This window comes from Streptomyces sp. NPDC059851 (assembly GCF_042732005.1).
Lineage (GTDB): Bacteria > Actinomycetota > Actinomycetes > Streptomycetales > Streptomycetaceae > Streptomyces.
Window position 1 is genome coordinate 1 of sequence record NZ_JBHWJJ010000057.1, and the last position, 26936, is coordinate 26936.

The 26936-nt window shown below is 72.2% G+C and carries 19 protein-coding genes and 2 pseudogenes; 14 read left to right on the forward strand and 7 right to left on the reverse strand.

From position 1 onward, the window contains the following. Positions 1 to 525: 525 nt before the first annotated feature. Positions 526 to 1200 carry a hypothetical protein gene (locus ACFV7Q_RS20445; protein ID WP_385430252.1) on the reverse strand — a complete coding sequence of 225 codons (675 nt, stop codon included), beginning with the start codon at positions 1198 to 1200 and terminating at the stop codon, positions 526 to 528. Positions 1201 to 1427: 227 nt separating this feature from the next. Here ACFV7Q_RS20445 and ACFV7Q_RS20450 point away from each other — a divergent pair, with 227 nt between their 5' ends. From ACFV7Q_RS20450 to ACFV7Q_RS20460, 3 genes are all read left to right on the forward strand, one after another. Further along, complete coding sequence (locus ACFV7Q_RS20450; RefSeq protein WP_385430253.1) at positions 1428 to 1952, forward strand: hypothetical protein; 525 nt, start codon at positions 1428 to 1430, stop codon at positions 1950 to 1952. Positions 1953 to 2160: 208 nt separating this feature from the next. Beyond that, positions 2161 to 2625 (forward strand): hypothetical protein, encoded by a 465-nt coding sequence (locus tag ACFV7Q_RS20455; RefSeq protein WP_385430255.1) that lies wholly within the window; start codon positions 2161 to 2163, stop codon positions 2623 to 2625. A 91-nt stretch (positions 2626 to 2716) separates the two neighbouring features. After that, positions 2717 to 3739: a DUF4259 domain-containing protein gene (locus ACFV7Q_RS20460; protein WP_385430257.1), complete on the forward strand. Its 1023-nt coding sequence runs from the start codon at positions 2717 to 2719 to the stop codon at positions 3737 to 3739. Between the two features lie 93 nt (positions 3740 to 3832). On the opposite strand, the gene ACFV7Q_RS20465 is transcribed toward ACFV7Q_RS20460, so the two are convergent. After that, positions 3833 to 4003 carry a hypothetical protein gene (locus tag ACFV7Q_RS20465; protein WP_385430259.1) on the reverse strand — a complete coding sequence of 57 codons (171 nt, stop codon included), beginning with the start codon at positions 4001 to 4003 and terminating at the stop codon, positions 3833 to 3835. 386 nt (positions 4004 to 4389) lie between these two features. Here ACFV7Q_RS20465 and ACFV7Q_RS20470 point away from each other — a divergent pair, with 386 nt between their 5' ends. From ACFV7Q_RS20470 to ACFV7Q_RS20480, 3 genes are all read left to right on the forward strand, one after another. Then, entirely contained in the window at positions 4390 to 5220 is an 831-nt protein-coding gene (locus ACFV7Q_RS20470; RefSeq protein WP_385430261.1) for an aminoglycoside adenylyltransferase domain-containing protein, read from the forward strand. 135 nt (positions 5221 to 5355) lie between these two features. Then, on the forward strand, positions 5356 to 6381 hold the full coding sequence (locus tag ACFV7Q_RS20475; protein WP_385430263.1) for a DMT family transporter: 1026 nt from the start codon (positions 5356 to 5358) through the stop codon (positions 6379 to 6381). Between the two features lie 173 nt (positions 6382 to 6554). Continuing rightward, positions 6555 to 7640 carry a LacI family DNA-binding transcriptional regulator gene (locus tag ACFV7Q_RS20480; RefSeq protein ID WP_385430305.1) on the forward strand — a complete coding sequence of 362 codons (1086 nt, stop codon included), beginning with the start codon at positions 6555 to 6557 and terminating at the stop codon, positions 7638 to 7640. A 68-nt stretch (positions 7641 to 7708) separates the two neighbouring features. Here ACFV7Q_RS20480 and ACFV7Q_RS20485 read toward each other — a convergent pair. Further along, positions 7709 to 10482: pseudogene (locus tag ACFV7Q_RS20485) on the reverse strand (glycosyl hydrolase). A 256-nt stretch (positions 10483 to 10738) separates the two neighbouring features. On the opposite strand from ACFV7Q_RS20485, the gene ACFV7Q_RS20490 reads away from it, so the two are divergent. The 4 genes from ACFV7Q_RS20490 to ACFV7Q_RS20505 all read left to right on the forward strand — a co-directional run bounded on the left by ACFV7Q_RS20490 (position 10739) and on the right by ACFV7Q_RS20505 (position 15540). Continuing rightward, positions 10739 to 12040 (forward strand): extracellular solute-binding protein, encoded by a 1302-nt coding sequence (locus ACFV7Q_RS20490; protein WP_385430265.1) that lies wholly within the window; start codon positions 10739 to 10741, stop codon positions 12038 to 12040. A gap of 168 nt (positions 12041 to 12208) precedes the next feature. Then, positions 12209 to 13174, forward strand: coding sequence for a carbohydrate ABC transporter permease (locus ACFV7Q_RS20495; RefSeq protein WP_385430266.1), 966 nt, complete (start codon positions 12209 to 12211; stop codon positions 13172 to 13174). Next, entirely contained in the window at positions 13171 to 14073 is a 903-nt protein-coding gene (locus tag ACFV7Q_RS20500; protein WP_385430267.1) for a carbohydrate ABC transporter permease, read from the forward strand. Before ACFV7Q_RS20495 ends, ACFV7Q_RS20500 begins: the two co-directional genes overlap by 4 nt. 63 nt (positions 14074 to 14136) lie before the next feature. Beyond that, positions 14137 to 15540 carry a GH1 family beta-glucosidase gene (locus tag ACFV7Q_RS20505; RefSeq protein ID WP_385430268.1) on the forward strand — a complete coding sequence of 468 codons (1404 nt, stop codon included), beginning with the start codon at positions 14137 to 14139 and terminating at the stop codon, positions 15538 to 15540. A 5-nt stretch (positions 15541 to 15545) separates the two neighbouring features. Here the strand turns inward: ACFV7Q_RS20505 and ACFV7Q_RS20510 are convergent. Further along, a pseudogene (locus ACFV7Q_RS20510) lies at positions 15546 to 16761 on the reverse strand (IS110 family transposase). Between the two features lie 161 nt (positions 16762 to 16922). Between ACFV7Q_RS20510 and sigJ the strand changes: the two are divergent. Continuing rightward, a complete protein-coding gene (gene sigJ, locus ACFV7Q_RS20515; RefSeq protein ID WP_385430270.1) occupies positions 16923 to 17867 on the forward strand; it encodes an RNA polymerase sigma factor SigJ in 945 nt (314 codons plus the stop codon). Positions 17868 to 17999: 132 nt separating this feature from the next. Then, positions 18000 to 19286, forward strand: a complete 1287-nt coding sequence (locus tag ACFV7Q_RS20520; RefSeq protein WP_385430272.1) for an NAD(P)/FAD-dependent oxidoreductase — start codon at positions 18000 to 18002, stop codon at positions 19284 to 19286. A gap of 4 nt (positions 19287 to 19290) precedes the next feature. On the opposite strand, the gene ACFV7Q_RS20525 is transcribed toward ACFV7Q_RS20520, so the two are convergent. After that, positions 19291 to 20154: a hypothetical protein gene (locus tag ACFV7Q_RS20525; protein ID WP_385430274.1), complete on the reverse strand. Its 864-nt coding sequence runs from the start codon at positions 20152 to 20154 to the stop codon at positions 19291 to 19293. A 160-nt stretch (positions 20155 to 20314) separates the two neighbouring features. Further along, positions 20315 to 23194 (reverse strand): hypothetical protein, encoded by a 2880-nt coding sequence (locus ACFV7Q_RS20530; RefSeq protein ID WP_385430275.1) that lies wholly within the window; start codon positions 23192 to 23194, stop codon positions 20315 to 20317. Positions 23195 to 23413: 219 nt separating this feature from the next. On the opposite strand from ACFV7Q_RS20530, the gene ACFV7Q_RS20535 reads away from it, so the two are divergent. Both ACFV7Q_RS20535 and ACFV7Q_RS20540 read left to right on the forward strand, forming a co-directional pair. Continuing rightward, positions 23414 to 23944, forward strand: coding sequence for a hypothetical protein (locus tag ACFV7Q_RS20535; protein WP_385430277.1), 531 nt, complete (start codon positions 23414 to 23416; stop codon positions 23942 to 23944). A 665-nt stretch (positions 23945 to 24609) separates the two neighbouring features. Next, complete coding sequence (locus ACFV7Q_RS20540; protein ID WP_385430278.1) at positions 24610 to 25140, forward strand: NUDIX hydrolase; 531 nt, start codon at positions 24610 to 24612, stop codon at positions 25138 to 25140. 425 nt (positions 25141 to 25565) lie between these two features. Here the strand turns inward: ACFV7Q_RS20540 and ACFV7Q_RS20545 are convergent, their stop codons facing one another. Beyond that, positions 25566 to 26921: a carotenoid oxygenase family protein gene (locus ACFV7Q_RS20545; RefSeq protein WP_385430280.1), complete on the reverse strand. Its 1356-nt coding sequence runs from the start codon at positions 26919 to 26921 to the stop codon at positions 25566 to 25568. Between the last annotated feature and the right edge of the window lie 15 nt (positions 26922 to 26936).

Sequence of the window (26936 nt, forward strand, 5' to 3'; positions counted from 1 at the left end):
CGTTCCACCCGGGTCCTCTTCTCAACCCAAACCGGGGTCTTTGACACGGGGCCCCCGTTCCGGGACCCGGCCTCGTCCCGGTCCCCACCCCCGGCACCGGCACCGCCGACCGGACCTGGACGCTGGCACGGGTGGACGGCGGCGTCACCCGCACGGTGAGCAGCGGGCACGGCAGCCGGTGCCTGGTCGCGACGGGCCCGGAGAACTTCGCCCCCGTCCACCAGCTCCCCTGCGCCGCCCAGCAGGACGGGCAGCGCTGGGAGCTGCTGAGGGGTACGGGCGACCGAGCCGGTCACTTCATGCTGCGCAGCGTCGGCCGTGCCAAGTGCCTGCTGGTGCAGGGCCTCGGTACGGGTCGGCCCGCAGCGCAGACGTCCTGCGGAGAGGCGTACGGGACCAGTGGTGGCGCCTCGTTCCCTGACGACTTCGTGAACGGTCGTTCGGGCAGGTCCTGCGGCCCGGCTCACAGGTCACATGCCTCATGCCGCATGCCACGCCCCGCAAACGTCAGACGCGAGCCGTTGCTCAGCGCGCCTGGACGACCGTACGGCCCTTGCGGGCCCCGTCGGAGCAGGAACGCTTCTCCGCGGCGGTCATCTTGCGGGTCTTCACCACCACCGCATTGCTCTTGCCGTCAGTGCCGTTCTTGGCCGGGCCGGTGATGGTGTCCTGGAAGAACCAGTAGTAGTGACCCCACTTGGGGCTGTCGTAGTGCGTCTGCCAGGTACCGGAGACCTTCTGCATCACCTGGGCGCGCGAGATCCAACCCACCTCGCCGGGCTTCACCGTCATGTTGAGCGAGCTGCTCTCCGAGTGGCTGCTCGACCAAGTGTGGCTGTAACTCGCCGTTATGCTGAGGTCGACGATGCCCGCGATCTTGCCGCCGGCGGTGACGGAGACGCCCAGCGAGTCGGTGGAGCCCACCGTGTCGTCCCAGGTCATCGTCTGGGTGGCGTCCGAAGTGGTGCAGTTGTAGAGCGAGTTCGACACCTGGCGGAACTCCCCCAGATACGCCTTCCCGAGCTTGGGCGCGTTGAACGTGCACTTGCCTTCGCCCGAACCGCAGTCCGCCATGAGCTCCTGCCGTGTCGGCTGCTCGGCTGCGGATGCCGGCAGGCTGGTTGCCGCCGCGACTGCGCAGGCCGCCACCGTCATGGACAGTGCGCGGGCTGCGCGGCGCTTGACGCGGAGTGTCGTCACCGTGGTACCTCTCACCTTGCTGGGGGGATCGGTTGACCGCCGTGCGCCGGGGCGGATGCGAGCGCCACCGGCAGCACGTTCGATCACCGCCTCTTGCGATCTGCGATTCTCCAGTCCGGTCAGAGAGGTGCGGTGCGAATGAGACACCGTGCGGCGCCCCCTCGACCTCCCAGCCCCCTGCCTCCCGGCCAGGGGCGTACGAAATGATCACGCTTGAGGAGAGAACGGTGTCCGACCTGGACTTCTACGCTCACGTCGCAACGCGTTGCAGCGTCCTCGGGGCCGGAATCGGATCCGACCCCGCCGCATGGGAGGACGCGGTGGGGCCTGACTACCTCGACGATCCCGGCGACGGGCTGCTGCGCCGGGACTACGGGCTGGTGGAGCTCTCCTTCTCGGATGTCGAGGGGCGCCTGACCTGCTCCGGGATCAGTGTGCAGGTCCACCGGTTGGTCCACGACACCCGAGTACCGCCGGCCCTGGAACGCGCGTACGGGACGTTCGCGCCCCGTACCCGGTTCGAGGAGTTGCGGCGGGTGGTCCTGTCCCTGGGCTGCACGGTGGACCCCGATGACGTCACGGGGACCGTCCACCGCTACCGCGTGTCCGAGTCCGGCGCCCGTATTTTCGTCTTCGCCGACCCCGACCCCGACCCGTACGGGGACGGCAGCCGTGACGTCGACGGATCGGCGATCCCCCGGGCCGGCAGCGTGCGCTCCTTGAGCGTTTCCCCGTCCTGGTGGGGGCTGTAGTAGAGCCCGACCGTCCCGCCCCTCGGCCCGGCCCCGGGGTACGCGTTCCCGTGGGCAGCGGCGTCCGCCGACGTCCACGGACGCCGGAGGGGAGTCTGCGGGCCGCGCGTGCGTGTCACCCGGTCCGCATCCGCATCCCCACCCCCCACCGCATCCTGTCGGGTCTCCGGCGCAACTCCTCGCGCTCCGCGCCTGGTTGCATGGGCACATGAACGCCATACTCACCAGCCTGATCGCGGTCCTCGGCACGTTGCTGGGATCGGCCATGACCCACGGGTTCCAGCAGCGCTCCGCGCGCCGGACGGAGGACGGTGCCCGGGCGGAACGGCTGCGACAGGAGCGGCTGGACGTGTACGGCTCCTACGCCGGGCTGCTCGTGGAATTCCGGCAAGCGATGCTGCACCACTGGTTCTGCGTCCACGAGGGACGCGACGCGGAGGACGAGCCGGCCTTGCGGGCGCGTTCCTTCGAGCTGCGTTCGGCCGCCCAGAACGCACTGTTCAGGCTCCGCCTGGTCACTGAGGAAGCCGAGGTAGTGGCGGCGGCGGACGCGGCGTTCAGGGAGGTGGGCAAGCTGGACCGGCCCGCCGACCGTGACGGCCTACTGCCCCGGCGGGACGCCACGCGCGAGCTGATCGACGCCTTCGTCACCACGGCAGGGCACCACGTCTGAGGCGGGGCCCTGCGGCCTGCCGCCGGCCTACCGGGCCGCGCTGTCAGTGGCGCCTGGCACCATCCCGGAGGACCCCACCTCAAGGAGACCCATGGGCACCTGGGACGTCGGCCCCTTCGACAACGACACCGCCGCTGACTTCTGCGACTCCCTCGACGAGGCCCCCGAGGGCGACCGGCCCCGCCTCGTGCGGGACGCGCTCGCCCGCGTCCTCGACGCCGACGACCCCCTGGACCAGCACCTGGCGGTCGAAGCGGTGGCCGCGGCGGCCCTCGTCGCCGCCCAGTGCCCCGGCGGACGGCCCGTCACCGGCTCGTACGGGCCGGACCTGCCCGTACCCGTGCTTCCCGCCGACCTGCGGGGCACGGCCGTCCGCGTCCTGGACCGGGTCGAAGCCGAGCCGTCCGAGTTGCGGGACCTGTGGGCGGAGACCGCCATGTACCCCCACTGGCTGTGGAGCCTCCACCTCCTGCGCAAGGTCCTCACCTTCCCGGCACCACAGCCGGTGGCCCGCTCCTGGGCCAGGATCGACGCGTGGATGCAGCGGCACGCCCCCGCTTCGTACGCGCTGCTCGCGCCGCCGGCCGACCCCGCCGAGGTCGAGTCCGCGCAGGAAGCGATGGGGGTCCGCTTCCCCACGGACCTCCTGGAGTCGCTGGCCTGCCACGACGGGATCACCGAGTGGGCCAAGTTGCTCCCCGACGAGCCGCCCATGTCCGTCGCGGGGATCCTCGAACACTGGCGGGCGTGCGTCGAGTTCGCAGAAGAGGAGCCCGACTACGCCGCACCCGACGGAGACCAGGAACCTTGGTGGCACCCGCAGTGGATCCCCTGGGCACAGAGCCACGGCGACTCCCAGATCATCGACATGCGCGAGGGACCCGGCCGAGGCCGCCTGGGGAATGCGGCACACGACGACGTCGGCTGCTTCGACGCCGGATGGCCCTCACTGGCCGTGTACCTGACCGCCGTGGCCGACGCGCTCGACCACGGCGGGAAAGTGGACGGAGTCGTGCCCTACCTCACCCGGGACGGCGGGCTGTGGTGGGCCGTTCCCCAGACGACCGAGCTGAACGGCGCCCCGCTCACCCCCGCCCCCCGAGCGGAACCGTAGTCACCACCGCACGTCCACGCGGCCCGGCCGCCCGTCGCGGCCACCGCCGCAGGGTGGGGTCGGGCGCCGCAGGGTGGGGTCGGGCGCCGCAGGCTACAGGCCGAGGGTCAGCAGGATCGTGACGGTCGGCGGGAGCGGCGCGATCCGCCCCGCCCAGTGGGCGGCCCTGGCCCGGGCGGGGTGTCGGGGGGACAGCCGGGAGGCCACCACGAGCAGAGGGGTAACCGTCCAGGACGCCCACCAGCAGGTCGTGACGACGGCCACGGTCCGTGGGTGGACCCCCCCCCGGCCATCGGGGCCAGAGCCCCGAAGAAGAAGGCCACCGGGATCAGGGCCAGAGTGGCAGCCGTGGTCCACATCGACACCCCGCCGTCGGTGGCGGCTTCGGCGGCGCGGTGGGTGATCGGGGCGGGGGGCGTCTCGTGCACGGGTACAGCCAAGCCGCTGCGGTGCCGGCCCGCCTGAGCGGGCGTACTCAGGGCCGGCCGGTCCCCGTACTCATCATGCCGGCGGTCCCTCGCGCCAACTCCCGCTCCTGCTGTGTCCGTTCACCGTCACGTGTATGGCACAGTGATGCACACCGTGGCCCGGAAGTGCTACACACCGCGCGACCTCTCCGGCCCGTAGAAATGTGAGAGTGGGGGAGCCAGATGACGAGCAACCTGCCGGGGCGCACGCCCGCTTCCGCCCTGCACCCCTCGGCCGAGGCCGTTGTGCGCACCTTCCTGGACACCGTCGACGGGCTGCGACCGGATCTCGTCCAAGGCCTCTACCTGACGGGGTCCGTCGCACTCGGCGACTTCCGGCCCGGGCGCAGCGACGTCGACTTCGTGGCCGTCTGCGCGTGGCGTCCCGGACAGGACGACGTCGCTGCCCTGGAGGAGGCGCACCGGCAGACCCGCGCACGGCACGAGCGGCCCCACTTCGACGGCATCCACGTCACCCGGGACGACCTGGCCGGGCCACCGGACGCCTGTCCGCCGGTGCCCTACGCGTACGAGGGATCCTTCCACACCGCCGGGGACTTCGAGGTCAATCCGGTGACCTGGGCCGTGCTGGCCCGAAACGCCGTGGCCGTGCGCGGTCCCGCCCCCGGCACCTTCCCCGTGGGCGTCGACCGTACGGCCCTGACCGACTGGGCGCGGGCCAACCTCGACGGCTACTGGCGCCGCTGGCACGCCGCGCACGGCGGGGCGTTCTCCCCCATGGGCGTCGCGGCGCTGGGCGGCTGGGCTCCCGCCTGGGCGGTGCTGGGCGTGAGCCGCCTGCACTACACGGTGGCCACCGGCGCGATCACCTCCAAGGCGGGCGCCGGCTCGTACGCCCTCCAGGCGTTCGGCGCCCACTGGGAGCCCATCGTCTCCGAGGCGTTGCGGGTCCACCGCGGCGACCCCGGCCCCGCCCGGGTCAGGTCTCCGTTCCGACGGCGCGCCGACACGCTGGGGTTCGTGTCCATGGTGATCGAGGACTGTCTGCGCTGAAGTCCCCGGAGGGCCGACGGTCCGCCCGTGTTCTCCCTCTGGCCGCCGAGAGCGGCTCCGCCGGGCGAGCGGCGACCCGCCGGACGGGCCAACGGCTGACCTGCCCGTACGAGCAAGTGAGAACGAGGTGCACCCATGGCGGTCAGCGCGTCCCGCGCCCATGTGGTCGGCCTGCCGGCGGCACTGACGGCGACGGCCCTGTGGGGGTTCACGTTCCTCGGGCCGGCCGCCGTCGCCCCCGTCAACGTGTACTACCTCGTCATCGGGCGGTACGCCGTCTTCGGGCTCATGTCCCTCGCCGTGCTCCTCGTACGCCGCGGCGGTCTGCGCACCCTCGGCGCCCGCCGGCTGCTGACGGCGGTGCACCTGGGCGTGGTGGGCCACATCGGTTTCTACCTGCTGCTGGCGATGTCCGCCGAACTCGGCGGCGGCGTCCTCGCATCGACCATGACGGGGCTGATCCCCCTCATGGTCACCCTGGTCTCGAACCTGCTGGAGAAGGTGCTCGCCCGACGGAAGCTCGCCCTCCCCGTCGCGGTCATCTCCATCGGGCTCCTGCTGGTCAACACCGCCGAGCCCGCCGACGGTTCCGCGAGCGGTCGCGACCTCGTGCTCGGTGCCGTGCTGGGGTTCCTGGCCTCCGCCGCGTGGTCCTACTTCGTCATCGTCAACCGCAGGGCCCTCCAGCGCGCCCGGCCGGCCGTCGACGGCACCACCTGGACCGCGTGCATCGGCCTGGGCGCCTGCCTCGGGTCGCTGTTCCTGCTGCCGCTCGCGCTGACGGGCGGCGGCCCGTCGCCGCTCTCGGACACCGGCGCGCCGTGGCCGTTCCTGGGGTGGTGCGTGACGCTGGCCGTCCTCGGCTCGTGGTGCGCGACCTGGTTCTGGAACCTCGCCTCCGAGCGGCTTCCGGCCACGGTGATGGGGCCGGTCATCGCCATGGAGGCGGTCTTCGGCGCCGCCTTCAACCTCTGGTGGGAAGGCCGGACCCCTACCTTCCACGAACTGTGGGGCGGTCTGCTCGTGGTCGCGGGCGTCCTACTGGCCTCGTACCTCTTCAACCGCGCCGGCCTCCCCCGCGGCACCCCGCCGCAGGACACCGGCGGACCCGCGGGCCCGACCTCCCACTCCACACCTGCCGGACCAGGGCCGACGCCCTGACACCGCCCGGCGCGGACGGGCCGTGCGCGCCTGCCCGGGGGATCCACGGTGGACCGCGCCCGCCCGGCGACCGGGCCTGGGAGCGCTCTCAGCAGGTGGGGGCAGCGTTTATCCTGGTCGACGTCGGACCGGCGGCGCCGCCTTGGCCTTGGACGGAGACGGGAATGACTGCCTTGCCCGAGCAGACCGCGGGGTCGTCGCGCCCCACGCTGGAAGCCGTCGCCGCGCGGGCCGGCGTGTCCCGGGCGACGGTCTCACGGGTCGTCAACGGCGGCGCCGGCGTGCGCCAGCCGGTGGTGGAGAAGGTGCGCGAGGCGGTCCGGGAGCTGGGTTACGTACCGAACCACGCGGCGCGTTCACTGGTCACGCGGCGTCATGGTGCCGTGGCCGTGATCATCGCGGAGCCGGAGTTCCGGATCTTCTCCGATCCGTTCTTCGAGAAGCAGGTGCGCGGGATCAGCCGGGAGCTGACCGCGCACGACATCCAGCTGGTGCTGCTCTGGGTGGAGGGCCTCGGCGACCACGAGCGGATCGCGCGCTATCTGGACGGGGGGCACGTGGACGGGGCACTGGCCTTCTCCCTGCACAGCGACGACCGGCTGCCCGCGCTGATCGCCCGGAGCAGGGTTCCCGTGGTGTTCGGGGGCCGTCCGGCGCTGGGGGCGGGTCCGGTGGTGCCGTTCGTCGACTGCGACAACCGGGGCGGTGCCCGGGAGGCCGTGCGGCACCTGGTGTCCCTGGGGCGCCGCCGCATCGGGCACATCGCCGGCCCCCGCAACCAAACGTCCGCGGTGGACCGGATCGCCGGCTACCACGACGTGCTGGTCGACGCCGACCCGGAGCTGCTGGTCCAGGGCGACTTCACCTTGGAGAGCGGGGCCCGGGCGATGGCCGAGCTGCTGGACCTGCGGCCGGACCTCGACGCCGTCTTCGCCGCCAACGACCTGATGGCCGCGGGAGCGCTCCGCACGCTACGGGAACGCGGGCTCCGGGTGCCCCAGGACGTCGCGGTGGTCGGCTTCGACGACATGGATTCGGTGGTCCGGGATGCCGAACCGGCGCTCACCACGGTGCGCCAGGACGTCGAGGGCATGGGCCGGCTCATGGTGAGGTTGCTGCTGCGCGTGCTGGACGGGGCGGTCGGCACGGAACCGGGGTCTGCGAGATTGGGGTCGGCGGGGCCGGCATCTGTGGGGTCGGGGCCTGCGGCGACGTCCGTGATCACGCCGACGAGTCTGGTGCGGCGGGCCTCGGCCTGACCGCACGACGACGGCGACGGCGGGCGTGAGGGCCGTGGCCCGCGCCCGCCGCCGCTTTCCCCGGGGCATCAGTCGTAGGGGATGACCAGTACCGAGGTGTCCGTGCCCGTCTGCAGGCGGGAGTCCGCGTTGCCGATCGCGCTCCAGACCTCCAGCCGCACCGTTCCGCCGCGCAGGTCACCGAGCGCGCCGGTGGCGGTCTTCAGGCCCCGGGTGTGGTGGTACTCCTCCCAGCCCGGGACGGGATCGGTGGCGAAGTAGTGGTAGGTCTCCGTCCGTTCGAAGGTGCCGTCGCCGGTGAGGTCGTAGCGGACCCGCACCTGCTGGCCCAGGCCGACCGCCGTGCCGGCGTCCACCGGCAGGCGGAACGCGGTGGTGCCGCCCGCCCTGAGGGTGCCGTTCACGCCTTTCGCCTCGTACACCAGAGGCTCGTACGGGGTGCCGTCGTGGTTGGTGCCGTCGGCCGAGGGCACGGTGTCGCTACCGGCCGTGCCCCCGGTGGCCGTGGTGAGCACGCCGCCGGAGCGCAGGCGGTAGGTGTCGCCGCCGGAGGGGTCGGGGTTCGGGTCGGGGTTCGGGGCGGTGCCGGTGCCGGTGGCGGTGGAACGGGGAGGCACGGTCAGGGTCCTGCCGTCGGAGAAGGTGACGGTGCGGGTGGTCGGACCGTGGTTGTGGGCCGCGTAAGTGCGGGTGCCGTTCCTGCTGAAGACCGCGGAGGTGGGGATGTCGCCGGTCACCGACGGGTCGGGGGCGCCGAGGGCGTTGAGGGACGTGATCCAGTGGTAGGTGTGCGCCTTGGACTCGCCCGCCTCCGGGGTGTACGCGGCGTTGCCCGCGTCCCACTTCGCCTTCGCGGCGCCCGGGTCGGCCAGTGCCTGGAACTCCCAGAGGACGTCGCGCCATTCGGTCGCAGGACCGCCGTTCTCGCGCTCCATCTCGGCGATGTTGCGCCGGATCGCCTCCTTGTGCCCGCCCAGGTGGAGCGACCCACCGGTGACGGGGAGCACGTTGATGCCGTGGATCTCCTCGGGGTTGGCCGTCCACCAGGTGGCGTGGGCGGCGCCGCTGCCCCAGACCATGCCGGCGGTGTCGTGCCCGAAGGAGGCGGGGAAGGCCTGCCCGTCGGCGTCGAACCAGTACTGGGCGATCGCCTCGCCCTCGGTGGCGAGCAGGTAGGAGCCGAGGTCGCGCAGGCCGGTGTCGCCGGTGGCCGAGCCCCAGAGCACGAGGGCGGCGCTGAGGTTGGTCGACTCGGAGGACGACTCCTGATTGTTGCCGGCGGCGAAGCCCTGGTGTCCGGAGGCCCAGCTGTGGCCGGCGTAGACGTCGAAGCCGCGCAGGAACGGGAAGGCGCCGTCGGTGCGGGAGGGGTTGGCGGTGTCCCGGATCAGGGTCTTGACCATGCCGCCCCAGGCGGAGTCGGCGGCCCAGCCGGGGTCGTACTGGGCGACGATCGCGGCCGCGTACACGTAGTAGCCGTAGTGGAAGTGGTGGTCGTTGAGCTCGGTGTCGCTGCCGTAGGAGGCCGGGTAGCCGGTGAGGCTCTTCCAGGTGCGGTCGTAGGAGAACCCGTTGGCGCCGCCCGCGGTGAACCAGTCCTGGAGGCGGCCCTTGAGGAGGCCGAGGAGCCGGTCGCGGACGGCGGTCTCGCCGATCTGGTCGGCGAGCGGCACGAGCTGGGCGAGCCGACCGAGTGCCTTGCCGGTCCAGTAGGTGTCGACGGCGCCGGAGAACGGGTCGGCGGCGTACGCGGCCTCGTTCAGGTGGCCGCGCAGCCCGGCGGCGTCGACGTCGGGCGTGCGGGGCAGGGCGGGAAGGACCGGGGCGGTCCTCTGGGTGGTGGTGAAGGCGGTGCCCTCGCGGACCTTCATGGTGCCGCGCGGTGAGGCGTACGTGTGGGGGGTGAGGGGATCGGCGGTGTGGAGCCACTGGTGCCGGTAGAGGGCCTGGAGGGTGCCGCGTTCGGTGCCTTCCCTGGCCTCCGTGGTGAGGGTGTACGTGGCGCGGACCGTGCCGCCGGCGGTGCTCCAGTCCACCCGGGATCCGGTGACGAAGCTGAAGGCGTACTTCCGGTACGTCGCGAGTGCGTCGGCGGAGGGCAGGACGGCGACGGAGAAGTAGTCCTTGCCGCCGAGGGCGGCGCTGATCGTGGTGCGGCGACGTTCCAGTCGGTGCCGGTCGGTGCGAACAGGGCGTAGTGGTGGCCGGCGACGGTGATGCCGAGGACGTTGCCCTGGTCGGCGAAGACGGTGGGGGTGACCGCGGTGGTGATCCGGGCGTCGCCGCCGGAGCCCTGGGCGTACACGAACGGGCTGCCGTGGCCGATGGTGGTGCGCAGGGTGCGGGTGCCGTCGGACCAGTAGGGGGTGACGGTCCAGTCGGACCAGGAGTCCGCCTTGGTGTCGGGCGAGTTCAGCCCGGCGAGGCCGATGGTGAGGTCCCGCGCGTGGGCGAACTCGTACTGGCGGCCGTCCCCGACGACGGCAGGGCCGGTGGGATAGCCGATGTCCAGGCCGCCGGCGGCCGCCTGGTAGGTGAGGGGGTGGCCGTACATGGGGGTGGAGTACGGGTTGTCGCCGTAGCGCTGGAAGGCGAGTGAGGACCACCAGTCGTTGGTGGGGACCGGTCTGCCTGCGGCTGCGGGGGTGACTTTGGGGGTGACGGGCGTACCGGTGTGGGTGGTGGGGCCGGAGGTTCCGGCGGGGCGGGTGTCGGAGTAGCTTCCGGCGCCCACGGGGACGGTGGCGGCAGCCGCGGGGCTCGCGGCCGGTCCGAGTCCGACGGCGGCCAGGACGGCGGCCAGGACGAGGGGGGCGGCTCGGCGCGAGTGGGGGACGGGCATGGGAACACCTCGTGTCATTGCGGTGGGTCATGTCCGGGACTCGTACCCGAGAGCGCTCTCAGATGGCCGGAAACGTAAGACTCCCGAAACGTGGATGTCAAGAGACCGTGCACGGACGGAAGTTGAGGCCGGTTCCGCGCCAATGCGCGTTCGACTCTTGACGGATCGCACGCGCCGCGGGCACGCTCCCCTCGCTCGGTGAGAGCGCTCTCAGCGATGCGTTCCCGTTCGGTCCCGGAGCCAAGGGAGGCTTCCCATGCCCACAGCCAGAGCCGCCAGGAGAGCCGCCGTCCGCCTGGGGGCGGTCGCTCTTGCCGGGGCCCTGCTCGCCGCCTGCGGTGGTCCGTCGGAGGGCGCCCCCGACAGCGCGGACGGCAAGGTCACGATCACCGTGGACCTGTTCGGCTCCTTCGGCTACGAGGAGGCCGGCCTCTACGCCGAGTACGAACAGCTGCACCCGGGCGTGACCGTCAAGCAGACCGACACCGAGGACGAGGCCGACTACTGGAAGTCGCTCCAGACCCGGCTGGCCGGCGGCGGCGGTCTCGCCGACGTCCAGGCCGTCGAGGTGGGCCGGATCGCCTCCGTGGCACAGCAGCAGGGCGACAGGTTCGAGGACCTGCGCACGTACGGGGCGGGCGCGCTCGAAGGCGAGTTCGCCGGGGCCACCTGGGCGGCGGCCACCGGAAGGAACGGCGAGGTCCTCGGCCTCGGCACCGACGTGGGCCCCGAGGCGATGTGCTACCGCACCGACCTCCTCGCCCGGGCGGGCCTGCCCACCGACCGCGAGGAGCTCGCGCAGAAGTGGTCGACCTGGGAGGGCTACCTGGAACTCGGCCGGCAGTACAAGGTCGGCGCCCCCGACAAGAGCGCGTGGCTCGACAGCGTCGGCAGCCTCTACTCCGTCATGATCGGCCAGCAGAAGGAGCGCTACCACGACGCCTCCGGCAAGCTGATCTGGGAGACCAACCCCGCCCTGAAGACGGCCTGGGAGGCGTCCGTCACGGCGGCGCAGAGCGGGCTGAGCGCCAATCTGGACCAGTGGTCGCCGCAGTGGAACCAGGCCTTCGCCGCCGGTTCCTTCGCCACGCTCCCCTGCCCCGCCTGGATGCTCGGCTACATCAAGGGCCAGGCCGGTGACGCGGGCAAGGGCAAGTGGGACGTGGCGAAGCTGCCGGCCGGCGCCGGCAACTGGGGCGGCTCGTACCTGGCGGTGCCGCGGGCCGCCAAGCACAAGAAGGAGGCGTACGCGCTGATCGCCTGGCTCACGGCGCCCGAGCAGCAGGCCAAGGTCTTCCGGAAGCAGGGCAACTTCCCGTCCGCGACCCGTGCCATCGCGCAGATCTCCGACACCGTCGACCCCTACTTCTCGAACGCCCCGATCGGCCGGATCTTCGGCGATGCCGCGAAGGCGTCACCCGTCCAGGTCCTCGGCGTCCACGACCAGAACATCGCCCGGCAGATCACCAATGCCCTGGGCGAGGTCGAGCGCAAGGGCACGGCTCCCGACCAGGCGTGGGCGAACGCCAGGAAGGGCGTGGCCAACACCATCGGCTGACGCCCGCCTCCGGGCCGGTCGGGGCACACCCCGCCCCGCCCCGTCCCGTCCCGCCCGTGACCGGACCGCCGGGGGTCTCCCGGACCGGCCCCCGCCCGGGACCGGCCCGGCTCGGAGGCCCCCCGCCCCGCCCCACCCGGGCACCGCCTCTTCCCGAAGGGCCGCATCGTGACCCCGGCAGCACCCCTACGGCCGACACCGCCGCCGACCCGGCCGTCGCCGCCCCGACCGTCCACCCTCCGGCGCGCGTGGCACAAGGTCTCCGCGTACGCCTACGTCGCCCCGTTCTTCAGCCTGTTCGCCGCCTTCGGGCTCTTCCCCCTGCTCTACACGGCGTACGTGTCGCTGCACCGGGTGGAGTTGCAGACACCCGGTGACATGCAGTGGCGCGGGCTCGGCAACTACACCGCGCTCCTCGGTGACGAGTTCTTCTGGACCTCGCTGCGCAACACCTTCACCATCGGTGTGCTGTCCACGGTCCCCCAGTTGCTGATGGCGCTCGGCCTCGCGCACCTGCTGAACCACGAGCTGCGCGGACGGACGTTCTTCCGGACGGTGATGCTGCTCCCGTACGCGACCTCGGTCGCCGCCGCCACGCTGGTCTTCGCCCAGCTCTACGGCCGCGACTTCGGCCTGGTGAACCAGGTGCTCGGGCTCGTCGGCATCGAACCGGTCGACTGGCAGACCGGCACGGTCGCCTCCCAGATCGCCGTCTCCAGCATCGTCGTCTGGCGCTGGACCGGGTACAACGCGCTGATCTACCTGGCCGGCATGCAGTCCATCCCGCACGAGCTCCACGAGGCCGCCGAGATGGACGGGGCCTCGCGCTGGCGGCAGTTCTTCCACGTCACCCTGCCCGGGCTGCGGCCGACCATCCTCTTCACCGTCGTCGTCTCCACCATCGGCGCGACCCAGCTCTTCGGCGAACCGCTGCTGTTCGAGGGGTCCGTCTCCGGCGGCATCTCCCACCAGTACCAGACGCTGGGCCTCTACCTGTACGAACAGGGCTGGGGCTTCTTCCACCTGGGCCGGGCGGCCGCCGTCGCCTGGGTGATGTTCCTGCTGATCCTGCTGGTCGTCGGCGTCAACGCCGTGATCGGGTCCCGCCGCGCCCGTAAGGAGGCCGGACGATGACCGTCCTCACCGATCGGCCGGTCGGGCACCCGCCCGCCGAGCGGCACGCCCGGGTCGGGCGCCGACGCTCCCGCGCCGGGCGCACGATGCGGGGCGGGAAGCTCGCCCACGCGGTCCTGCTCCTCGCCGTGCTCGTCTCGGCGTTCCCGTTCTACTGGACGGTCGTCGCGGCCAGCCGCTCCAACGCCGACCTGGCCGAGGTGCCGCCGACGCTCCTGCCCGGACCGAACCTGGTGCACAACGTCGAGGCGGTGGTGCGGGAGGCCGACATCGGCCGGGCGCTGGTCAACTCCCTCATCGTGTCGGGGTCGGTCACCCTCGGCACCGTCCTGTGCTCCACCCTCGCCGGCTTCGCCTTCGCCAAACTGCGCTTCCGCGGCCGCGGCGCACTGCTCGCGGTCACGGTCGGCACCATGATGATCCCGCCGCAGCTGGGCGTCATCCCGCTGTTCATGCTGATCGCCGAGCTCCAGTGGGTCAACCAGCTCCAGGCCGTCATCCTGCCCGGACTGGTCTCCGCCTTCGGCGTGTTCTTCATGCGGCAGTACCTCACCCAGTCCCTGCCGGACGAACTGATCGAAGCGGCCCGCGTCGACGGCGCCTCCACCGCCCGGATCTTCTGGTCGGTCGTCGTGCCCGTCGCCCGGCCCGGCATGGCCGTCCTCGGCCTGCTGACCTTCATGGCCGCCTGGAATGACTTCTTCTGGCCCGTCGTCGCCCTCTCCTCCTCCGAGCCGACCGTGCAGGTCGCCCTGCGCCAGCTCGGCGGCGGCTACGTCAACGACCAGTCCGTCATCATGGCCGGCACCCTGCTCGGCACGCTGCCCGTGCTGCTGGTCTTCGGCCTGCTCGGCCGGCAGATCGTCGGCGGCATCATGCAGGGCGCGGTCAAGGGCTGAGCCCCACAAGAGCCCCCTCACCCCTCGCTCACGAAGCCTTCTCACCTCCGGGAGACCATCCTCATGACCTCGCTCGACGAACGCCCCCGCGCCGGGGCGACGCTCCGGTTCCCCGAACGTTTCCGCTGGGGTACCGCCACCGCCGCCTACCAGATCGAGGGGGCCGCGGGCGAGGACGGCCGCACCCCGTCCATCTGGGACACCTTCAGCCGCACCCCGGGCAAGGTGTGCAACGGCGACACCGGCGACATCGCCGCCGACCACTACCACCGCGTGAGCGAGGACATCGCACTCATGCGACGGCTCGGTGTGACGGACTACCGGTTCTCCATCGCCTGGCCCCGCGTCCAGCCGACCGGCCGGGGACCCGCCGTCCAGAAGGGCCTGGACTTCTACCGGCGCCTCACCGACGAGCTGCGCCGGGCAGACATCCGGCCCGTGGCCACCCTCTACCACTGGGACCTCCCCCAGGAACTGGAGGACGCCGGGGGCTGGCCGCGCCGGGACACCGCGTACCGCTTCGCCGAGTACGCCGGCCTCGCGGCGGAAGGGCTCGGCGACCGGGTGGCGACCTGGACCACCCTCAACGAGCCCTGGTGCTCGGCCTTCCTCGGCTACGGCAGCGGGGTGCACGCCCCCGGCCGCACCAGCGCCGTCGACTCGCTGCGCGCCGCCCACCACCTCAACCTGGCGCACGGCCTCGCCGTCCGGGCGCTGCGCGCCGCCGTGCCCGCAGCGGCCGAGGTGTCGCTCACGCTCAACCTCCACGCGGTGCGCGCCCGCACCGACGCCCCGCAGGACTTGGACGCGGCCCGCCGGATCGACGCCGTCGGCAACCGGATCTTCCTCGACCCCGTCTTCCACGGGCGCCTGCCGGAGGACCTCATCGGGGACACGGCGCCCGTCACCGACTGGTCCTTCGTCGAGGACGGGGACCTCGGGACGGCGGCCGAGCCGATCGACGCGCTGGGCATCAACTACTACGCGCCCGTCACGGTCGCGGCCGGTACCTCCCCGTCGCCGTCGCCGTGGGCCGGTGCGGAACGGCACGTCCGCTTCGTTCCCGTCCCCGGCCCGCACACGGCCATGGACTGGCCGGTCGACCCCGACGGACTGCACGGGCTGCTGCTCCGGCTGCGGGACGAACTCCCGGGCGTGCCGCTGGTGGTCACGGAGAACGGCGCGGCGTACGAGGACTACGCAGACCCCGCGGGGCAGGTGAAGGACCCCGAGCGGGTCGCCTATCTCCACGCCCATCTGGCGGCCGTGCACCGCGCCGTCGAGGCCGGCGCCGACGTACGCGGCTACTTCCTGTGGTCCCTGCTGGACAACTTCGAATGGGCCTACGGCTACAGCAAGCGCTTCGGCATCGTCCACGTCGACTTCCCGACCCAGCGCCGGACGTTCAAGGACAGCGCCCACTGGTACGCGGACGTCATCGCCCGCGGCGGCCCCACCTCCTCATGACGTTGTCAAGCCGTTGTTGTGACGGGGAGTTCGCCTTGGTGGCACCGTCCGTCACGTATCAGGGCCCACAGGACGTTGACCCGTCGGCGGGCCAGGGCGAGGACTGCCTGGACGTGTCTCTTGCCCTCGGCGCGCTTGCGTTCATAGAAGCGCCTGGACTCGTCGCAGCTGCGGATGCTGATCAGAGCGGAGGTGTAGAACACACGTTGCAGTCCGTGGTGGTAGCGCCTGGGCCGGTGCTTTGCCGCTGACGTTGCCCGAGTCCCGGGGAACCGGGGCCACGCCCGCCAAGCTGGCGAGGCGGTCGGCGCTGCCGTAGCGACCCATGTCGCCAGCCGTGGCAGCCAAGAACTCCGCACCCATCAGCGGTCCGATGCCGGGCATGCTGGAGATCACTTCGGCGAGTCCGTGCTCGCGAAACCGGGCCGCAATGAGCTTGTCGATCTCGGTGAGCTGCTCGTTGAGGCCCATCACCTCCTTCGCCAGGGTGTGAACGACCTGGGCGATGACCTTCTCCCCGGGCAGGGCGGTGTGCTGCCGTTCGGCGGCCTCCAGGGCGGCTTCGGCGAGGGCGTCGGCGCCGCGGACCTTGCGGTTGCGCAGCCAGGTCTCCAGCCGTCTGCGGCCGGTCCGTCGCAGGGCGGCGGGGGTCTGGTAGCCGGTCAGCAAGACCAGAGGGCCGACGTTGCCCAGGTCAAGCATCCGCTCCAGGGCGGGAAAGATACTGGTCAGCTGGCCGCGCAGGCGGTTGATCCGCCGGGTGCGATCGGCGTTGATGTCGCCACGGCGGCCGGTGAGGACTCGCAGCTCGATGGCGTGCTCATCGTCCGGTCGCAGCGTCGTCAGGTCCCGGCGCATCCGGGCCTGGTCGGCGATGACGGTGGCGTCCTTGGCGTCGGTCTTCCCTGTGCCGCGGTAGCCGGCGGAAGCGCGGTTGACCGCCAGGCCGGGAATGTAGACGAGCTGCTGGCCGTGCTCGTCCTCGTGGTCGCCGGTGGGCCGGAAGCCGAGGGAGGCGTAGAGGCGGGCCGCGGGGGCGTTGTCGGGGTGGTAGGAGAGGCGGATCTCCCGGCAGTCCGGAGGGGCGGTGAGGCGCTGGATCAGGGCGCGCACGGTGGCGTGGCCGACGCCCTTGCCCTGCTCGGCAGCGTTCACGATCATGTCGCCGATCCAGTGGGTGACGTCCTCGTCGTCGAAGGCCCACATGACGTGGCCCACGATCTCGTCGCCCGCGCGGACCGCGAGGGAATTCCAGACCCCGCCTGGAATCCGCTCCCTGTGCGTCGCGTCCCGCGTCCGGTGCGGCGGGCCCGCTCCGGCGTGGCAGGGCGGTCGACCACGCCCGGCAGTGGCGTTCCGCGCGCGGCGGTTAGGATCGCGGCATGCCGCTGACGATGGAGGACGTGGATCGGTTCGAGGGGACGCGGGGACGCCTGGAGGCCATCGCCTACCGGCTGCTCGGCTCCGCGAGCGAGGCCGAGGACGCCGTGCAGGAAACGTTCCTGCGGTGGCAGGGCGCCGACGTCGAACGCATCGAAGTGCCCGAGGCCTGGCTGACGAAGGTGCTCACCAACCTGTGCCTCAACCAGCTCACCTCGGCCCGCGTCCGACGCGAGACGTACGTCGGCCAGTGGCTTCCCGAGCCGCTGCTCGACGGGGACCCGATGCTCGGCCCTGCCGACACCGCCGAGCAGCGCGAGTCGGTCTCGTACGCGGTGCTCACGCTCATGGAGCGGCTGTCTCCCAACGAGCGGGCGGTGTACGTGCTGCGGGAGGCGTTCGACTACCCGCACCGGGAGATCGCCGAGATCCTCGACATCACCGAGGCCTCCAGCCAGCAGATCTTCCACCGGGCCAAGAGGCACGTCGCGGAGGGCAAGGCCCGTACCGAGATCGATCGCGCCGCCGCCCGACGGATCGTCGAGGAGTTCCTCGCAGCCGCCACCAGTGGGAAGACCGAGCCGCTCGTACAGCTGCTCACCTCCGACGCCATCGCGATCGGCGACGGCGGCGGGAAGGTTCCGGCCCGTGCCAAGGCGTTCGAGGGCGCCCTCGCGGTCGCGAAGTTCATGCGGGGCCTGTTCAAGCCGACGGCGGCCAAGCGCGCCATCGTCGGCGGCTCGGCCGAGATCCACATGGCCACCGCCAACGGCGGCCCCGCCGTCGTGGCGGTCGTCGACGGCCGGGTCGTCGGCGTCATGTGCCCGGAGGTCACGGCCGACGGCATCGCCGTGTTCCGCAGCCAGGTCAACCCCGACAAGCTCATCCGTGCGACGGAGGCGTGGGCGGCCGCGGAGCACGGGGAGCCCCTCTTCCACGCCTTCTGACCCGCTCCACCGCCCCACCCCGCCCATGTGACGTGCTTCACACCCCGAGCCTGTCAGGAAACGGCGGGCTGCCCGGTTCAAGGTGCGAAGCCGCGCAGGACGGCGGCGACCCGCGCAGACAGGAGCAGGGAAATGCAGCACGACACGCAGGGCACGCAGGGCACGCAGGGCACGCAGGGCACGCAGGGCACGCAGGGCACGCAGGGCACGCAGGGCACGCAGCACCGCATCGTCGTCCTCGGTGCCGGTTACGCCGGGGCCGTCGCCGCCGGCCGGCTCGCCAAGCGGCTGCACCGGGACGACGTCGCCATCACCCTCGTCAACGCCGAGCCGGACTTCGTCGAGCGCGTGCGCATGCACCAGCTCGCGGCCGGCCAGGACCTGCGGCCCCGGCCCTTCAGCGAGATGTTCGCCGGCACCGGTGTCGGGCTGGAGCTCGGGAGGGTCACCGGCGTCGACGTCGACCGCAAGACCGTCGCCGTCGCCGGGACCGACGGCCGCGCCGTGGAGCTGGAGTACGACACCCTCGTGTACGCCCTCGGCAGCGGTGGGAACGACAACGGCGTCCCCGGTGCCGCCGAGCACGCCCACGAGATCGCCGGACGGCCCGGAGCGCTGCGGCTGCGCGAGCGACTGGCCCGCCTGGACGCCGGACGGGCCGTGGTCGTCGGCGGCGGCCTCACCGGCCTGGAGGCGGCGACCGAGATCGCCGAGGCCCGACCGGACCTCGACGTCGCCCTCGCCGCCCGCGGCGGCCTCGGCGACTGGCTCTCGCCCAAGGGCCGCGCCCACCTGCACAAGGTCTTCGGCAGGCTCGGCATCAGCCTGCACGAGCACGCCGCCGTCACCGCCGTCGAGGCCGACCGCGTCACCACCGCCGACGGCCGGGACATCCCGGCTGCGGTCACCGTGTGGGCCACCGGTTTCGCGGTCCACCCGATCGCGCAGGCCACTGCGCTGGAGGTCACCGGCTCGGGCCGGATCGTGGTCGACGGGACCATGCGCTCGGTCTCGCACCCCGACGTGTACGCCATCGGTGACGCCGCCATGGCGATGGGCCCCGGCGACAAGCCGCTGCGCATGTCGTGCGCCTCGGGGACCCCGGCCGCATGGCTGGCCGCCGACGCCATCGCGGCGCGGCTGACCGGCGGGAAGGTCCCGACCATGCCGATCCGGTACTTCAACCAGTGCATTTCGTTGGGCCGCAAGGAGGGCCTGATCCAGTACGTCACCGCCGACGACCGCGCCGTCAACGCGGCCCTGACCGGCCGGCTCGCCGCCGTGTACAAGGAGCTCATCTGCAAGGGCGCCGCCTGGGGCGTCGCCCACCCGACCCTCGGCCTCCCGACGCGCCGCCGCCGGACCGTGGGGCGGGCGGCTCCGGCGGCGGCGGGCTCGGCCGTCGCCGCGTCGGCCTGACCCGTCAGTCCTCGGTCGGGGCGGGGAACTTCTCGGCGGGCCCGAAGTCGCTGAAGGCGGTCTCGTTGACGGCCTTCACCCCGCGCATCTCGAAGCGCTGCTCGAAGCGGACGGTACGGCCCTGGCTGTCGATCCACTGGTCGCAGTCGAAGCCCGTGACGCCCTTGGCCTTCATGGAGGTGTACGTGCGCTGGTCGACGGAGGCGATCTGCTCCAGGCCGAGGTGTCCGGTGAGGTGGTGGGTCGGGACGCCGGCCTGGACCTCCATGCCCTTGCGTGCGGAGGGGCCTGCGGCGAGCAGCAGCTTGGCGTACCCCTCGTAGCTGGCCAGGTTGGCGCCCGCGGCCCGGGTTCCCTTGGTCCAGCCCGCGCCGGCCGTGCCGGCCGCGCCGGCCGCGCCGGCCGCGCCGGCCGCGCCGGCCGCGCCGAGTTCGCGGAGGTAGTTGGCGTCGTCCGTCGTGACGGCCTCCATCGCGACGCCCAGCTCGGGGGACTTCATCTCCAGGCGTCCCGTGAAGGGGCCGTTGAGGTTGGCCCGGCCGGTCATGGCCATCATCACGGGTCCGCCGTCCATCCGGGTGGTGGCCTTGATGCCCGCCGCGTAGGGCGTCTTCCCCGCCGCGGCGAGGGCCTGCTCCGGGTCGAACGCCTTGTCCGCCGGCACGGAGGGTGCGGCGGTCGTCGGGGCAGCGGGTGCCGGAGGCGCCGAAGCGGCTGCCGGGGCTGATCCCGTGGGGGGTGCCGGGGCCGCCTTGCCGCCGGAGTCGCCGTCGCAGCCGGTCAGCAGTGTCGCCGCGCACGCCGTGGCGGCGAGGGCGAGGGCGGTGCCGCGGCGGCGCGGCGAGAGGGTGTGCATGATCGTTTTCATCGTGAGCAGCATGTCACAGGCCCGAACCGGTCCTGCCGCGTCGCCCCGGGGTGGGCGTGGACGCGGGCGGAGCTCACGGCCCTCGCGTTCAGGGCTCGGCGCCCGGCGACCGCCCTGCGCCGGCCGGAGGGCCGGCCGGCGCAGGGCGGTCCGTCCGACGCTACGTCGTGAAGTAGCCGGCCACGTCGGCGATGAGGTCGACCGATCCGGCGTTGTTGTAGAAACTGACCTTCCCGTTCACGACCGGGACGACCACCAGGTTCGGAACCGTCTGACCCGCCGTGAAGTTGAGGTTCGACGCACTCGTACGAGTCGTACCGTCGGGGTAAACCGACACGTGACTCGCCGTGGTGGGATCGGTGGCAGTGACGTTCAGGACGACGGCCGTCACCCCCACCGCCGGAATACCGGGCGAGCCCGTGACCTGCAAGGTCACCGTCCCGCCCTGACCCACCTTCGCCTTCGGCACACCCAACCCGATGCGACTGTCCATCAACCGCGTGGGCGTGACCGGCTTGTACGTGGAACCCGAACCGTCCGTCGTGTAGTAGCCGGCCACATCAGCGATGAGGTCGACCGACCCCGCGTTGTTGTAGAAACTGACCTTCCCGTTCACGACCGGGACGACCACCAGGTTCGGAACCGTCTGCCCCGCCGTGAAGTTGAGGTTCGACGCACTCGTACGAGTCGTACCGTTCGGGTAAACCGACACGTGACTCGCCGAGGTCGGATCGGTGGCCGTGACGTTCAGGACCACCGCCGTCACCCCCACCGCCGGAATACCGGCCGAACCCGTGACCTGCAAGGTCACCGTCCCGCCCTGACCCACCTTCGCCTTCGGCACACCCAACCCGACACGACTGTCCATCAACCGCGTGGGCGTAACCGGCTTGTACGTGGAACCCGAACCGTCCGTCGTGTAGTAACCGGCCACATCAGCGATGAGGTCGACCGACCCCGCGTTGTTGTAGAAACTGACCTTCCCGTTCACGACCGGGACGACCACCAGGTTCGGAACCGTCTGCCCCGCCGTGAAGTTGAGGTTCGACGCACTCGTACGGGTCGTACCGTTCGGGTAAACCGACACGTGACTCGCCGAGGTCGGATCGGTGGCAGTGACGTTCAGGACCACCGCCGTCACCCCCACCGCCGGAATGCCCGCCGAACCCGTGACCTGCAAGGTCACCGTCCCGCCCTGACCCACCTTCGCCTTCGGCACACCCAACCCGACACGACTGTCCATCAACCGCGTGGGCGTGACCGGCTTGTACGTGCCCAAGCCGGAGACCGGGGGCGGCGTCACCGTCAGCGTGCCGCGGGGGAACTGGTGGCCGAGCGCATTGACGCTGATGTTCCAGTTGCCGGCGGGGGCCGTGCGCAGGTCCACGGTCGCCTTCAGCGTCCGGGCGTCGTCGGACACGGAGACGGTGGTGGCCGTCAGCGGCGTCGGTCCACCGGTCAGCTGGACGGTGGTGCCCATGCCCAGTGCCGTTCCCTGCACGGTGAGGGTGGCGACCGTACCGCTCTGCACGGTGGTCGGCGTGACCGTGCCGACGGTCAGCTCCTCGGAGCCGCAGGGGGCGGTGGTGCAGGCGAGCTGGGCGCGGTACGCCGTACGGTCCGCGGCGTCCGGGAGCGCGAGGACGAACAGGCTCTGGCCGGCGGCCTGGCAGTTGTACGGGGACGAGTGGCCGGTGCACAGGTTGCGCCCGGCGTCGCTGTAGAGCTCGGGCGCGGGGATGTGCGTCCCGCCGTCCGTGGTGGTGACGTCCACCTTGAACAGGTCGCCCGAGGTGCTCGGCAGGACGGCGCACACGCCGGTGCGCTCCTCGGTGAGCGTGCCGGTCAGCGGGCCGTACCCGTACGCGACCGAGCCGGCCCGGGTGCACTCGGGCGCGGGCCCGGCGGCCGTGGCGATGCGCCAGGCGTCCAGGCGGTAGGAGGCGGGCAGGGACCAGTTCTCCGGTACCTGGGTGACGACCTGGTAGCCGGTGGAGCCGGTGGCCGTGCACTCCCAGGTCTTCTGGTAGCAGGCGACGCCGCCGGTGTCGCCCATGACCAGCGTGTGCGTGGCGTCGTGGGGGTCCCGGACGTCGACGCGCAGCCGGTCGGTGGCGGCGGCCGTGGTGATCCGGTGGCAGCGCAGGGTGCCGTTCTGCCCGGACGTTCCGGTCGTGGCCGGGGCGCCGACCGCCGTCGCGGCGGAGACGGTGCAGCCCCGGGCCGTGGCGGTGACGTCCCGGCGGTCCAGGGTGTGGGTGCGCGGGGCGTCCTGGCCCTGCAGGAGGATGGTGTACGCCTTGCCTGCGGTGAAGGAGCAGCTGGTCAGCCCGTCCGTCCGGAGCTGCTGGCCCGGGGCCGGGTGGTCGTAGCAGGAGGGCCCGTTGCCGTCGGTGTCGATCACGCGGAGCGAGTACTGCGGGAACAGGTCCGGGCCGTCGTCGGGGAAGCCGTAGCGGATTCGCAGGAGTTCGGCGGTGGAGTGGGCGTCGGCCGGGACGGTCAGGCAGTGCGAGAAGACGCCGTTGCCGGTCTCCAGCCGGACGGACGCCGCGTCGTCGGCGAAGCTCCCGGCGGGCAGGACCGGGCAGCCGTTCTGGGGTACGTCCGTACGGACGAAGTGGACGCCGTACGGGCCGGTCGCCTCGGCGTCAAGGGCGCGCACCAGCGCACGGAACGGTGCCGTTCCGGTCAGGGCGCACTCGCCCCGACTGAGGTCGCCGGCGGTGCACTGTGCGGCGCCGTTCCGGTCGACGAGCTCGACCTGCGCGGTGACGCCCGCCCCGCCGAGCGAGGTGAGGGCGGCGATCCGGGCGCCCTGCGGGCTCGGCAGCTCCAGGCAGTGCGTCTGGCCGGCGGTGGTGAACGTACCCGCGTGCCGGCCCTCGGTGACACCGGTGCAGTCCTCTGCGGTGGGCACGGCCCGAGCGGCGCTCACCGGCAGGAGCAGTGCGGCGAGAAAGGCGAGCAGGGACGGCATGACGGCGAGGACCGTGCGTCTTCGTCGTGTGGACGCCGTGGCCGCCGATGGCGTGGGCATGAACCCCCCAAGGTGATGTGTGTGTCGGTGTGTCGGTGTGTCGGGCGATCGTCGCACACCGCCCGAGGAGGTCGGAGGCCTGGTGGGGGCTGGTCCGGCCGACAGCCGGGAGCCGCCCGAGCCGGGTACCGGTAGCCGGAGGAACGTCGGGATGAGCGGGATGGGAGACTGGCCGGCTGCTGCAGGAACAGATGTGGACGAGAGAGGACGGACACCATCGTGCGACGGCGACAGAGGCGCACAGCCCTGGCGTACCCGGTGATGGCGGCACTGATGACGGCGACGGCGACGGCCTGTGCCCCTCCGCTGCAGGACCTCGGCCCCCTGCCACCGCGCTTCTCGGGTCCGCCCCTGCCCGCGGACACGGTGGTGTCGGAGATGAAGTCGGCGCTGGCGAAGGAGGGCGTCACGGTCGAGCGGGAACCCTCGAACCTCGGGGGGAGGTGCACGGAACGGCTCTCCGGGCGGCATGCACCGGAAACGGTGGACGCCGCCCTGAAGGCGGCCTTTGCACGGGCCCGTACGGAGTACGGCTGGCAGCCCGGTCCCGACATGGGCAGCGGGACGCTCACCCTCGTGAAGAACAACTGGACGGTCATGGCCGGCTTCCCCGGTGAGCCGGCACAGGGCATCCAGGCGCCGGTTGTCATGTCGCTGATCTGCCTGGACGGCGAGGGCACCACCAGCTCCTCCACCCCCACGGCACCTTCCGCACCGACGCTCACACCGGCACCACCCGCGTCGTCCTAAGGCGACCACGCCGCAGGAACCGGCAGCCCTCCGCCGGCTCCTGCACGGCGACCGCCCGGCACCGCTTCGGCGACCGCACCCGCCACGGCCGGGCGGCCCATGGGAGGGGACGCCGGCTTCCGCCGTGGGCAAGCGGTGCACCACCTCTCCCCGCTCGGGACATCCCCGCGGGTGCGGGAAGCAGTAGGCGCCCTGCTTCGCGTACCGAATATCCGTAGGGTCATCCCCGCGGGTGCGGGGAGCAGTCCATACCGACGATGCCACCAGGCCGACCGTCGGGGTCATCCCCGCGCGTGCGGGGAGCAGCGCATCAGTTCCGGCGGCTCCCCGCCGGTCGAGGGGTCATCCCCGCGCGTGCGGGGAGCAGGGTAGCCTGCCGAATAAGTCCGGCACCGCGATGGGGTCATCCCCGCGCGTGCGGGGAGCAGGGTAGCCTGCCGAATAAGTCCGGCACCGCGATGGGGTCATCCCCGCGCGTGCGGGGAGCAGGCTTGTTGGCCTGCCATTTTAGGTGTGCCGGGTGGTGTTCTCGAGTACTTTTGCCGATACCGGCATTTCAGTAGGAGCGCCGCAAGTCGCGCTCTCGATCGGCGCTGTGAAGGCGGTTCGCTGCGTCGGCCGGCTTCGCCCCGCCTCCCGTGCACACCCGAAAGCAGGACGAACACATGCGCTGGAACGTTCACGGCGAACGCACCCTGTACGACACCCCCTGGGTGCGGCTGCGGTCGTTGGACGTGGAACAGCCGGACGGAGCTCGTGCCGAGTACCACGTGGTACGGCTGCGGGACCTTGCCGTGGCGGCGGCCGTGGACGATCAGCAGCGTGTCCTGATGATGTGGCGTCACCGCTTCGTCACTGACACGTGGGCCTGGGAGCTGCCGATGGGCCTGGTGGAGGACGGGGAGAGCCCGGAGGCCGCCGGGGCACGGGAGCTGGAGGAGGAGACCGGGTGGCGTCCGGCGGCGATGCGGGAGTTGGTCTACGCGCAGCCGGCGGCCGGGATCACCGACACCCAGCACTTCGTGTTCCGAGCGGACGGGGCGCGGCGCATTGGTGAGCCGACGGAGCGCAACGAGTCGGACCGGGTGGAATGGATTCCCCTCGCCGACGTGCCTGGCATGATCAGACGCCGGGAGATCGTCAGTAGTGCGACGCTGGTGGGAGTGATGGCGCTGCTGCTGGACACGCGCCCCTGAGCAGTGGCGGCAGGCACTGCGGTCACGGTTGGGGTCCTCCCCCACGACCGGTTGTGGCTGCGGGCTCTGCTGAGGGCACGTGGGAGGGGGTTCTGACCGCTCTGCTCGCACCGGCAGCCGCCGAGGGCGGATCCGATGGTCGTCGTGGTCGGCTCCACGGTCGTACCGGCGCGCACCACCATGCCGCCCGAGCGCGTCGGCAGGGCCCCGGCCGGTCCGGCGGATGGTCCGGCGGGTGGTCCGGCGGGTGGTCCGCCCCGGCTGCCGCGCACCGCGTGTCATCACGCCACGCCAGGCCGGCGACGTCCCGTGCCCCGCTCAATGCCGGCCCGATCGCCCGCATGTGCCACCGCCGCGGCACCGGAACGCGGCTGGCGTTCCGGCGCCGCAGGGGGCCGGGGAAGGGACGGGGAGGGGACGGCCCGTCACGGGGCGGCGTCGGGGATCCAGGAGCCGTGGATCATGGCCGGGACGCGGCGCGGGAGGTGGACCGTGGCGACGGGCGGCAGGTCAAGGTCCGAGGCGTCGAGGACCAGGAGGCGGGAACTGTCGGAGTTGAGGTCGCTGACGACGCTGAGGAGGTAGCCGGCGTCCTCCTCGGAGCCCGGGCCGGCGGGGACGAAGACGGCCTCGCTGGGGAGCCTGCCGGTGCCGAACGGCTTGACCTGGCGGGCGCCGGTCGTGCGGTCGTACTTGACCAGGGAGTGGGTGCCGATGCCGAGGTCGTCGGGGAAGGACAGCGCGTACTGGTAGCGGTGCTCGCGCCCGGTGAACGCTTCGTTGATGGTGGGGAACTCGACCGTCAGGTCATCGGTGTGCTCCTGCGTGACCCGGCCGGTGGTCAGGTCGACCGTCCAGCGGGTGGCGCGGGAGCCGGAGTTGGGTTCGGCACCGCGGTCGGGGGCGCCGACCCACCAGTTCCAGGAGCGCTGCCAGCCCTCGCGTCCGACGGCCGGGCCCTCGATGACGATGCGGCCGAGGGCGTCCTCGTAGGCGTTGGCGAGGTGCATGGCGTAGCCGGGGGCCATGTCGAACCAGCGGACCTGCCGGGCCCCGCCCTCGGCGCGGGGCATCACGCCGATCCGGGTGGGCTGGGCGTCGCTCCAGGCGTACGGGATCCCGGAGTGGTCGGACGGGTCGAAGGTGACCGATCCCTCCAGGAAGACGACGTGGTGTTCGGTGAGGGCGAAGTCGTGCTTGAGGGCGGCGGTCGCGCCCGGGACCTCCTGGCTGTGCAGCACCGTGCCGTCGGGTGATGAGACGTGGTGGATGAGGAACGGCGGGAGCGGGGAGGAGGCGAAGAAGTGGAGTTCGCCGGTGACCGGGTCCTCCTTGGGGTGCGCGGTCATCGCGGAGGTGAGCTTGCCGTTCCAGTCGAAGGCGCCGACGGTCTCCAGGTCCGGGGTCAGCTCGAAGGGCAGGGCGGACTCGCAGAGGGCCAGGAGACGGCCGCCGTGTTCGATGACGTGGGTTCCGGCCGTGCTGGCGGTCAGGTCGGGGCCGTGCTCGGTCATGTACGGGGCGCCGTCCAGGGCGGGGGTGTGGACCCAGCGGTTGCGGTACCACTCGGCGCGGCCGTCGCGGAGGCGGATGCCGTGGACCATGCCGCTGCCCTTGAACCAGTGGGTGGGCGTGACCCCGGGCTTGGGGTTGTGGCTGTTGCGGATCAGGCGGCCCGTCAGCTCGGGCGGCAGGGTGCCCTCGACGGTGAGGCCGGTGGCGGTGATCTCTTCGGCGACGGGGGTGTAGTGGCCGGTGAGGTAGGGCGGCTTGGCGGTCATGGCGGGTGGTCCCTT

Bases quoted from the DNA above. Each gene is read 5' to 3' on its own strand.
- ACFV7Q_RS20455 (WP_385430255.1), top strand. From the start codon at position 2,161: ATGAACGCCATACTCACCAGCCTGATCGCGGTCCTCGGCACGTTGCTG.
- ACFV7Q_RS20460 (WP_385430257.1), top strand. From the start codon at position 2,717: ATGGGCACCTGGGACGTCGGCCCCTTCGACAACGACACCGCCGCTGAC.
- ACFV7Q_RS20470 (WP_385430261.1), top strand. From the start codon at position 4,390: ATGACGAGCAACCTGCCGGGGCGCACGCCCGCTTCCGCCCTGCACCCC.
- ACFV7Q_RS20475 (WP_385430263.1), top strand. From the start codon at position 5,356: ATGGCGGTCAGCGCGTCCCGCGCCCATGTGGTCGGCCTGCCGGCGGCA.
- ACFV7Q_RS20490 (WP_385430265.1), top strand. From the start codon at position 10,739: ATGCCCACAGCCAGAGCCGCCAGGAGAGCCGCCGTCCGCCTGGGGGCG.
- ACFV7Q_RS20500 (WP_385430267.1), top strand. From the start codon at position 13,171: ATGACCGTCCTCACCGATCGGCCGGTCGGGCACCCGCCCGCCGAGCGG.
- ACFV7Q_RS20505 (WP_385430268.1), top strand. From the start codon at position 14,137: ATGACCTCGCTCGACGAACGCCCCCGCGCCGGGGCGACGCTCCGGTTC.
- sigJ (WP_385430270.1), top strand. From the start codon at position 16,923: ATGCCGCTGACGATGGAGGACGTGGATCGGTTCGAGGGGACGCGGGGA.
- ACFV7Q_RS20520 (WP_385430272.1), top strand. From the start codon at position 18,000: ATGCAGCACGACACGCAGGGCACGCAGGGCACGCAGGGCACGCAGGGC.
- ACFV7Q_RS20525 (WP_385430274.1), bottom strand. From the start codon at position 20,154: ATGAAAACGATCATGCACACCCTCTCGCCGCGCCGCCGCGGCACCGCC.
- ACFV7Q_RS20530 (WP_385430275.1), bottom strand. From the start codon at position 23,194: ATGCCCACGCCATCGGCGGCCACGGCGTCCACACGACGAAGACGCACG.
- ACFV7Q_RS20540 (WP_385430278.1), top strand. From the start codon at position 24,610: ATGCGCTGGAACGTTCACGGCGAACGCACCCTGTACGACACCCCCTGG.
- ACFV7Q_RS20545 (WP_385430280.1), bottom strand. From the start codon at position 26,921: ATGACCGCCAAGCCGCCCTACCTCACCGGCCACTACACCCCCGTCGCC.